This window comes from Flavobacteriales bacterium, assembly GCA_019694795.1.
GTDB lineage: Bacteria > Bacteroidota > Bacteroidia > Flavobacteriales_D > UBA2798 > UBA2798.
Map to the genome: position 1 here is coordinate 1 of JAIBBF010000076.1, position 9,488 is coordinate 9,488.

General features: G+C 40.4%; 10 protein-coding genes. 6 read left to right on the plus strand and 4 right to left on the minus strand.

Annotation, left to right across the window (positions count from 1 at the left end):
- The coding region (locus K1X56_13800; GenBank protein MBX7095790.1) for an SAM-dependent methyltransferase at positions 1-347 on the minus strand (347 nt) is incomplete at its 3' end.
- A gap of 82 nt (positions 348-429) precedes the next feature.
- Here K1X56_13800 and K1X56_13805 point away from each other — a divergent pair.
- Both K1X56_13805 and K1X56_13810 read left to right on the plus strand, forming a co-directional pair.
- The gene (locus K1X56_13805; protein ID MBX7095791.1) at positions 430-939 is read left to right on the plus strand and encodes a DinB family protein; all 510 of its coding nucleotides are present in this window, start codon (positions 430-432) and stop codon (positions 937-939) included.
- A 131-nt stretch (positions 940-1,070) separates the two neighbouring features.
- The gene (locus K1X56_13810; GenBank protein MBX7095792.1) at positions 1,071-2,945 is read left to right on the plus strand and encodes a polysaccharide biosynthesis protein; all 1,875 of its coding nucleotides are present in this window, start codon (positions 1,071-1,073) and stop codon (positions 2,943-2,945) included.
- Positions 2,946-3,050: 105 nt separating this feature from the next.
- On the opposite strand, the gene K1X56_13815 is transcribed toward K1X56_13810, so the two are convergent.
- Both K1X56_13815 and K1X56_13820 read right to left on the minus strand, forming a co-directional pair.
- Positions 3,051-5,156 carry a tetratricopeptide repeat protein gene (locus K1X56_13815; GenBank protein MBX7095793.1) on the minus strand — a complete coding sequence of 702 codons (2,106 nt, stop codon included), beginning with the start codon at positions 5,154-5,156 and terminating at the stop codon, positions 3,051-3,053.
- A gap of 182 nt (positions 5,157-5,338) precedes the next feature.
- Positions 5,339-5,749 carry a hypothetical protein gene (locus K1X56_13820; GenBank protein ID MBX7095794.1) on the minus strand — a complete coding sequence of 137 codons (411 nt, stop codon included), beginning with the start codon at positions 5,747-5,749 and terminating at the stop codon, positions 5,339-5,341.
- A 136-nt stretch (positions 5,750-5,885) separates the two neighbouring features.
- Between K1X56_13820 and K1X56_13825 the strand changes: the two genes are divergently transcribed.
- Both K1X56_13825 and K1X56_13830 read left to right on the plus strand, forming a co-directional pair.
- Positions 5,886-6,893, plus strand: coding sequence for a hypothetical protein (locus tag K1X56_13825; GenBank protein ID MBX7095795.1), 1,008 nt, complete (start codon positions 5,886-5,888; stop codon positions 6,891-6,893).
- A complete protein-coding gene (locus tag K1X56_13830) occupies positions 6,890-7,249 on the plus strand; it encodes a CoA-binding protein (GenBank protein ID MBX7095796.1) in 360 nt (119 codons plus the stop codon). The genes K1X56_13825 and K1X56_13830 overlap by 4 nt, the downstream gene beginning before the upstream one ends.
- Here the strand turns inward: K1X56_13830 and msrB are convergent, their stop codons facing one another.
- Positions 7,250-7,633: a peptide-methionine (R)-S-oxide reductase MsrB gene (msrB, locus tag K1X56_13835; GenBank protein MBX7095797.1), complete on the minus strand. Its 384-nt coding sequence runs from the start codon at positions 7,631-7,633 to the stop codon at positions 7,250-7,252. It lies immediately after the preceding gene.
- Positions 7,634-7,721: 88 nt separating this feature from the next.
- Here msrB and K1X56_13840 point away from each other — a divergent pair, with 88 nt between their 5' ends.
- Together K1X56_13840 and K1X56_13845 are read left to right on the plus strand one after the other, a co-directional pair.
- Positions 7,722-8,696, plus strand: a complete 975-nt coding sequence (locus K1X56_13840) for a transglutaminase-like domain-containing protein (GenBank protein MBX7095798.1) — start codon at positions 7,722-7,724, stop codon at positions 8,694-8,696.
- 124 nt (positions 8,697-8,820) lie between these two features.
- The coding region (locus K1X56_13845) for a hypothetical protein (GenBank protein ID MBX7095799.1) at positions 8,821-9,488 on the plus strand (668 nt) is incomplete at its 3' end.

Genomic DNA, 9,488 nt, shown 5'->3' on the forward strand with positions numbered 1-9,488 from the left:
GAAGGATCGAGTGCACAGAAAAAGGTTTGTTCAATTATGAGATCAAACGATTGTTCGATTTTGAAAAAATCTGCAACCAATAAATGTTCCGAAGGAAAATCCGGAACGCGTTTCGAAAATTCTTCCAGTGCAAGCGGTGCATAGTCGGCAACGAATACATTTTTAAATCCCAATTGATGTGCATATTCTGCTTCATACGCTTTTCCGCATCCTGGAATTAAAATGTGAATGTTTTTATCCTTTATTCCATCGAGATATTCTTTGATGGCAGGAGATGGATACCCGATATCCCAACCGGTTTCTTGTTCAGCATAGCGTTCGTTCCAGAAGTTGGCATTGAGTTCCATAGAAGATGTTTTATTATGCAAATTACGTAATTCGGGCTTTGTTAATTGGACTCAATCTCTTATTTTCATCAAAAGGATCACCATGAATCAGCAAGTCATCATTTCAGCACTTTCAGCAAATGCAGGTATTTTTAAATCACTTTTAAGTGGATTGGAGGATGAACAAATTCATTTTAAACAAACTGAAGATAAGTGGAGTCTGCTCGAAATTGTTTGTCATTTACACGATGAAGAGTTAGAAGATTTCAGAGCGCGCACGAAACTGGCTTTATTTTCACCGGAGTCGCCTCTTGTTTCCATCGATCCTCAGGCTTGGGTGAAATCCAGAAATTACGCGGCACAAAATTTTAATGAGCGTTTAGAGGCATTTCTTCACGAGCGTGAAGTATCGGTCCAATGGCTTCAGCAACTCGAAAATCCCAATTGGAGCAGCGCCTATGTTCATCCCAAATTCGGAGCGATGTCGTCCAACATGTTCCTCTCCAACTGGCTGGCGCATGATTATTTGCATATCCGGCAGATTCTTGCGGTAAAACATCATTATCTGGCTGCTTATTGCAAAGAAGACATTGGTTACGCAGGCACCTGGTGATGGTGGGTAATCGTTCTTATTCTGCTTATTTTTGAAATCGATACGTTTTCTTTTGATTCTCAAGAGGGATTATTCGTTGATAATTTGACACGGAATCCCTTTCTCCGTTTGGATTTTTTTATCTTCGTTTTATGTTAAAAATCCCGAAGCGCAGTACTCCCAGGTGGATCATTTTCAGCATCGATATGCTGATCTGTCTTTCTTCACTGGTGATGGCTTATTTAATTCGTTTCGATTTTGTCAGTTTTCCCATTGATGAAGAGTGGCCCGCATTAAAATGGTCGCTGCCTTTGTTTCTGATTATACGTGCGGCTACCTTTTATTTCGGAAAGACCTATGTGGGAATTATCCGCTATACCAGTACCGAAGATTCTAAGCGGATTTTCATCACGGTTACACTGGGCTCACTGATCATGGCCGTTTTGGTTCCTGTACGTTACGCTATCGACGGTTATTATTTCTTGCCGATTTCCATTTTAATCATGGATTATCTGCTCACCACTTTTCTGATGATTACGTTTAGAATTGCAGTGAAACTGATGTATGCCGAACAGGTAAATCCTGCAGGATCCAAAACCAAAGTCATTATTTACGGCGCCGGTGAAATGGGATTAATCACCAAGCGTACACTCGATCGTGATGCGGGGACGCGTTATAAGGTAATGGCTTTTCTCGATGATGACCAGAAGAAAAAAGGGAAAACGCTGGAAGGTGTAATGATTTATTCTTCTTCCGATTTAGAAAAAGTCATAAGCGAACATGAACCCGATCAGTTGATCGTCGGAATTTTAAATCCTCATCCGGAAAAGAAAAAAAACATCATCGAAACCTGCATTCAACATCAGGTAAGTGTGCTGAATGTTCCTCCGGTGCAAAACTGGATCAATGGGGAATTATCCTTTAAACAAATCAGAAAAGTCCGTATCGAAGATTTATTGGGAAGAGAACCTATTAAACTCGATGAAAACAATATCAATGCCGTTTTAAAAGGAAAACGCATTCTTGTTACCGGAGCTGCTGGATCCATTGGAAGTGAAATTGTGCGGCAGTTAATCCGTTTTTCTCCTGCTAAAGTGATTTTACTCGATCAGGCAGAATCGGCTTTGTACGATCTTGAAATGGAATTGTGGCGCAACGATCAGTTTCGTTCCTGCGAAGTGGTGGTGGCGGATATCACAACCAGAGAACGAATTGAGCGCGTGTTTACGCATTTTAAACCTGAAGTGGTATTTCATGCTGCGGCCTATAAACATGTACCGCTCATGGAAGATAATCCATCTGAGGCTTTGCGAACCAATGTGGAAGGATCGAAAATTCTGGTGGATCTCAGTCTGAAATTTAACGTTGAACGATTTGTATTTATTTCTACCGATAAAGCGGTTAATCCCACCAATGTAATGGGTGCCACCAAACGGGTTGCGGAAATCTATGCGCAATCGAGCAATGGAAAAGGTTCCACCAAATTTATTACCACCCGTTTTGGAAATGTATTGGGATCGAACGGATCGGTTATTCCATTGTTTAAATCGCAGATTGAGAATGGGGGACCAGTGACTGTAACGGATCCGAATGTTACGCGGTTTTTCATGACGATACCGGAGGCTTGTCAGTTAGTCCTCGAAGCCGGAGCGATGGGAAAGGGTGGAGAAATTTTTGTGTTCGATATGGGCAAATCTGTTCGCATTATCGATTTGGCGGAAAAAATGATTCGCTTATCGGGATTTGAACCGGGTAAGGATATTCAAATTAAAATTACGGGATTACGTCCGGGTGAAAAATTATACGAAGAGGTTCTCTCGAATGAGGAAAACACCCTCAGCACCCATCATCCGCAAATAATGATTGCACAGGTGCGTGAGCAAAATGCATTGGAGGTTGAACAAAAAGTAAATGCGTTAATTCAATTGTTCAATACGCAGGACAATATGAAAATTGTTGCTGCACTCAAATCGCTGGTTCCGGAATATGTATCGAACAATTCCATTTTTTCCAGTTTGGATGAATGATAGGAATAGATAAATACTCTGAAAGATTCTTTTGAATTTTTTATTTCCCGAATAGAGCGTTTAAAAACAAATCTGATTTAGGTTGATTGAAAGACCAACTTGCAATTACACCCTTAATCCAATCACGCATTGATCATCTACCTGCTCCAGTTCACCGGTCCAGCGTAAAATTTCTTCTGTCAATTTTTGTTGTTGAACGGACATCGGTTCTTGCTGCATGGCTATAATGAAATCACGCATTTTAGAATATTTATATTTCTTGCCGCCACCTGCTCTTGTTGTTACGTCATTACCGCCAAACTGATCGGCATATCCATCAGAGAATATATACATGCTATCGCCTTTGCTCAGTTGAATTACATGTTGCTTAAACGGTTTCCGGTCGAGATAAGCACCAATCGGTTGTTTGTCGGCCTTAATTTCTTCCCATTGCGTACCATTTCTGAAAATCCATAAGGGATTATTCGCTGCGGCAAAAATTAATTCCATGGAACCGTCGGACATATATTCAACACTGCAAAGCGAAATATCCATTCCGTCCTTGATATTTCCGGTTCCTTGCTGACGAAAAGTTTCTTCTACCAGTTCATTGAGTTTATCCAATATGGCAGCGGGCTGATGGAGTTTGTATTCTTTCACCGCCCGGTTTAATCCGTTATATCCTACAATAGATACGAAAGCTCCGGGCACACCGTGCCCCGTACAGTCGACCGATGCAAACAATAATTTTTTCTTTCCGTTTTCTTCAATCGGAAGTGCCCAGTAGAAATCGCCGCTAACGATGTCTTTCGGACGATACATCACAAAGAAATCCTTTAAATAAGCGGCTATGATTTCATTGGAAGGGAGAATAGCTTCCTGAATTCGTTTGGCGTATTTAATCGAGTCCATGATATCGCGGTTCTTTTCTTCGATGATGTGTTTTTGTTGCACAATTTCATCGTTGAATTTTTGCAATTGCTCATTCGCTTTTTGTTTCATGCGGTAGCGATTGAACATGAGGTAAGCAAAGACCAGCAATACAGCTATAACTGCAAGTCCGGCATAAATCATCACCTTTTTATTATAGGCCTGCATCTGACGGTCCGCCTCAAATAAAGCTTCCTGCCGCTGAGCATCTAATGAAGCTTCAAGCTGTGCCAGTTTTTTGGATGCTTCTTCACTTAATAATTCATTTTGAACTTCATTGTGCAGATTGAGATAATGGTAAGCACTGTCGTATTGCTTTTTGTAATTGTACACATTGCTGATTCCTAAATAGGCATCTTTTAATTCTTCGCGCACACCGATCGATTGCGCCAGACGGATGGCGTCGTAGAAATAGTGACCGGCATCTTCCACTTTATTCTGACCCAACAACAAATTTCCAAGGTGAATGGAACATAAAGCAATTCCTTGCTCATCTTCGAGTGATTTTTTCAATTCAATCGACTCGGTAAAATGCGTATAGGCTTTTTCATGTTCGCCGTAAAAAGCATCAATTCGTCCCAATAAATAATAGCTGTCGGAAATAATATAATTATCCTCATTCTTTTTACCGATTTCCAGTGCTTTCGATAAGTATTTTTCAGCTTCGGAATAATTGTTTTGCTCAATATAAACCCGACCGATATACAATGAAGCATCACCAACACGCGGTTCATCGGCTGTAACCAAAGCCTGATTAAAATACTTCAGGGCCTCATCATAATTTTTTTGATAATAGTGAATTAAACCGATGTTATTATTCACACGTGCCAATCCTACATTATCTTTTATTTTTTCAAACTTCGACAGCGCTTCAAATAATGAATTCAAGGCATCACCGTATTCCCCTTCCAGTGTTTGAATTTCGCCCCGGGTGTTAAATACATAACCAAGTCCTTTTTCGCTGCCACATTCTTTAAATAAAGATTCAGCAGTTTTCAGATTGGCTAAACCCTCTTCATATTCATCGATGTAATAATTTACATTTCCCAGATTATAATAAGCAAATCCCTTTCCTTCGGTAAAATTGATTTTTTCGGCAAGACTTAAAGCTTGTTTGGCATAATCGCGCGATTGTTCCGGATCGCTGTTTACCACAAAAAGCGAAATATCATTCAGAATTTCACATTTCTCTTTATCACCGGAAGCCGATTCCAGTTTTTTAAATAAAACATCCAATTCCGGTTGCGCTTGAAGTTGAATACCCAGCAACAAAAAGAAAATCCAAAAGCCAATGTGTTTCATAATTACCGAATGAAGGTAAATATAAGGATTAGACTTGAATTTGGTGATTGTTAAGGAGATAATCCGAGTGGGAGCGGATGGTGAATGGATGTGAATCGCGCTTCATTTCCAGGATTGACAAATAAAGCAGAAGATAAAATGGACATCAAACGAACTAGGTCCCTATAGGAAAAGACATTTCTTTATTCTTCTTCGTCCTTGTGCTTTTCCGTCTCGGCTTTTTTCGATTCTTCAACGGTGAGCGTCAACAGATTTTCAATGCCCAGTTTTTCGGCTTGTTTCGATTTCAGCATTTTTCTGAGAGCAACCAGTCCCACCGATCCTCCGGGTAATAAAAAGATCCCCGTCATTCCCGCTGCTTTTACGGTATCGATCAGTGTGTTTTTTAAATTTTCAGCAGCCTCATCATCGGTAAATACCTTTCCGGTACCCATGTCCAATAAGGCCTTTTCAGCGTTTTCCCTCAATTCAGAAGCAACCTCTTTACTCTTGCGCAATTCCTTGCCCAGATTTTTACGCACATCTTTCAGTTTACCTCTGATCTTAGAGATATCGCCGGCAATCTTACTTACGTGTTCGTCGTCCTGACTCATACCCCAAATTTACATCATGTTCGGCACAGTGCTTCGTATTTACTGTTAAATATCATTAAGAGTTTGAACAAAATTCTATTCATAACCTCTTTCAAACAGGTCGGTTTTTCAGGAACCTAAAGGCTATTTTTGAAGCATGAAACTTAGCTGGTGTGCTTATCGCTTGAATTTCAGACATCCATTTCGACTGGCAACAGGGGAGCGGACAGGGACTGACAGTGTTTTTGTGCGGCTCGAAAAAAAGGGGATGTATGGTTATGGAGAAGCTACATTACCTCCTTATTTGAAGGAAAACACGAGTTCGGTCATTTCATTTTTAAAAACGATTCAAGCCGAATGCTTGTCCGCCGGAACACCTCAGGAATTTCTCTCGCTATTGCATCAGCTGGAAGGCGAAAATCACTTTGCGGTTTGTGCCGTAGAAGAAGCCTTTCTTCAGCTACAACGAAAATTGAATAAGGAAGAAGCAAATGATGTTCGAAAGGTAAATACGTTAAGCACTTATACCTTGGGTTTGGGTACGGAAGAGGAGATCGTCGAAAAATTAAAAATTGCTGAAGGATTTCCGGTTTTAAAGGTGAAACTTCAATCGGAAACAGATCAACAACCGATAAATCTTATTCGCAAATACACCGATCGTCCGCTCTGCATTGATGCCAATCAGGGATGGAAAGACATGGAAAACAGCATTCGTTTTTCGTTTTGGTTGCGGGATATGAATGTCATGATGATTGAACAACCTTTTGCTGCTGATCATTATGAAATGCATGAAGTTTTTCGGAAAAAATCAGCCTTAAAAGTCATTGCCGACGAAAGCATAACTACACTCGAAAGCCTGAAAAAAAATTATGCCTGTTTCGATGGTGTAAATGTAAAATTGCTGAAGTGTGGTGGACCCATTGCTGCTTCGGAAATGTTGCGTTTTGCTAAGGAAAAATCCATGTTTACACTCATCGGTTGCATGAGTGAATCCTCGTGTGGCGTATATCATGCTGCGGAATTAGGAGCAGAGGCAGATCTGCTGGATGTGGATGGTCCTTTACTGATTAACAATGATCCTTTTAATGGATTTGAACTAAATGGCGGTATCATTCGTTTAAGTAAACTGGAACCTGGTTTGGAATTAAATTTTGTGAACGAATGAAAAAGACATTGGTCATCGGTGCATCCGAAAATCCTGATCGCTATTCGAACATGGCTATTCGATTATTGCGTCAATACCATCACCCGGTGGTAGCTGTAGGAAATAAAAAAGGAAAAGTAGGGGATGTGGAAATTGAAAAAGATCAATTGCCCTTTAACGATATTGATACGGTTACTTTGTATTTAGGACCCCAAAATCAAGCTGCAGTTTACCAATACGTGCTTAGTCTGCACCCTAAACGGGTGATATTTAATCCGGGTACGGAAAATCCGGATTTCGAAATGCAATTGGAAAAAGCAGGAATAGAAACGGAAGAAGCCTGTACGCTGGTTTTATTGAGGACCGGCGCTTATTGATTATTCCGGTTTAAAATCGATGGACACCGAGTTGACACAGTAGCGTAAACCACTTTCTGTGGGACCATCATCGAATACGTGACCTAAATGTCCGCCACAATTCGCACAAACTATTTCCGTGCGGATCATTCCATGCGAAGTATCTCTTATTTTTTTGATTTTTCCTCCCGGTAGTTCCGCATCAAAACTGGGCCAGCCGCAATGGGAATCGAATTTCATGGATGAAGTAAAGAGTGGACTATTACATCCTTTGCAGGAATAAATCCCCTTCTCGAAATGCATATTGTATTTGCCACTAAAAGGCATTTCTGTCCCTTTCCCACGCAAAATCCTGAATTCTTCCTCATTCAGTATCCTTTTCCATTCTTCTTCTGTCCTTTCCATAAGCTTTGTTTAAAATCTTGTTAATGCAGAGAACGAAAGCTAAGCTTTTTCCGTTTTAAAGCTAACAATCTATGCTTATTTTTGTTTTGTGACCGAACCAAAGACAGATACAGTCCACCCGAAGCGGGGCTTGCATATTTTGCAGGTGGTTTTGCTGGTGCTTATTGTACTGATGCTGGGAGTTCCTTTGTTTATCATCATTTACAATCACATTCCACCCTTGTATATTCCGGGCACCGAATGGAGGATTGATCATGTACTTACTTTTTCCGCTGTATTTATTTCAGTCTATTATCTGGCGCGGAGAATCCGGCATATTTTGTTTTTGGTATTTGCTACGGGACTCTTCACCATGATGGTGCTGACCTTTATGGGACGCTATTCATTTCCGCAATTGGTGAACGATTACCGCAAATTTATTTTTAGCATCAACCATTCGGCCATTCAGTTTAAATTTCAGGAAGCGGAAAATCCGGAGGACAATGTTTTTCCTCATGCCAGCGAATTTAGAAATGCCATCGATTACAGAAATTCATTGGTAAGAAACTATGCAGCCGAAGTAGCGGTGAAGCATTTCGATGATTATCACTATTCAGGTGATATTCGCATTTTGCAATATTTTTCGGTGTTCAAGGAAATCCGTAAACGATGGAGGTATGTGTATGATCCCACCAGCGGTGATTATTTTGCATCAGCTTCCGAAACGGTTTCTCAATTACGCACCGATGGAAAGTTTAAGGGCGACTGTGATGATTATTCCATTCTGATGGCGGCCTGTATCAAAGCCATTGGTGGTCAGGTTAAACTAGTACGCACCCAGGTGAATTCCGGAGGCATGCTAACGGGACATGTATACCCCGAAGTTTTTGTAGGAAACAAAAAAGACCTGGAGAACATCAATTACCTCATTCACGAAGCCTTGTTTGTGAAGGAAAGTAAAGACAAACCCATTTATTACCATGTAGATGCCTCTCACAATGTGTGGCTGAACTTCGATTATAACGATTATTACCCCGGAGGAAAATACCAAAGCACCGTGCGAATGGGGGAATTAATTATTTAAAAACGTCAACTTTATCCACCTGAATTTACATGTTGGCATGCTTTTCGACGATAGAGCTGTTAAAATAGCTCAAATCCGAAATTTCTGCTGAATAAATAAGTATTTTTCACGTTGTAATTCCGCTATGCGAAAATGGATAGGCTTATTGGGACTTTTTCTTTCTGTCACTACGGTGATGGCCCAGAAGGATACTATTCGTCTTAAAGTAAAAGTGGAGGATTTGGATAATCCGCATATCTGGATGAATTTTTTCGCCATGAATATGCGTAGTGGCGTAGGAACATTCGGCGACCGATGGTCGGAATTCGACATGGTGGTTTTATCTACCGATACCATTGTGGTAAAATCCAAAGGATATGTTCCGCTTGCATTTTGTTTGAAAGATTCGCTGAGTACACCCTTTAAACTGTTTACGGTAAAACTTTTTAAAGAATCTATTTTATTGCCGGAAGCAACCGTTGTTACTGTTCGCGATTTCAAAGAAATTGAAGCGGATATTAAAAAACTGGAGAAGAAAAAAACTTCGGCCTATTCCAGCGATTATTTAAAAGTGCAGAGTCCAATTACCGCTCTCTACGAAGCATTCAGTAAAATTGAAAAAGAAAAACGTAAGGTGGCAGAGCTGGAATTTGAAGATCGCAAACGCGAATTGCTCAAAGAATTGTTAGCCAAATACGTGAAAGGTGATATTTTTATTCTAAGCGAAGAGGAGTTCGACGACTTTATCACCTTTGCCGAACCGGATATGAATTTTATAAAAAATGCTTCGCAATACGATTTAATCATGTATTT

Coding starts and splice junctions, on each gene's coding strand:
- K1X56_13805 (MBX7095791.1), top strand. CDS start 430: ATGAATCAGCAAGTCATCATTTCAGCACTTTCAGCAAATGCAGGTATT.
- K1X56_13810 (MBX7095792.1), top strand. CDS start 1,071: ATGTTAAAAATCCCGAAGCGCAGTACTCCCAGGTGGATCATTTTCAGC.
- K1X56_13815 (MBX7095793.1), bottom strand. CDS start 5,156: ATGAAACACATTGGCTTTTGGATTTTCTTTTTGTTGCTGGGTATTCAA.
- K1X56_13820 (MBX7095794.1), bottom strand. CDS start 5,749: ATGAGTCAGGACGACGAACACGTAAGTAAGATTGCCGGCGATATCTCT.
- K1X56_13825 (MBX7095795.1), top strand. CDS start 5,886: ATGAAACTTAGCTGGTGTGCTTATCGCTTGAATTTCAGACATCCATTT.
- K1X56_13830 (MBX7095796.1), top strand. CDS start 6,890: ATGAAAAAGACATTGGTCATCGGTGCATCCGAAAATCCTGATCGCTAT.
- msrB (MBX7095797.1), bottom strand. CDS start 7,633: ATGGAAAGGACAGAAGAAGAATGGAAAAGGATACTGAATGAGGAAGAA.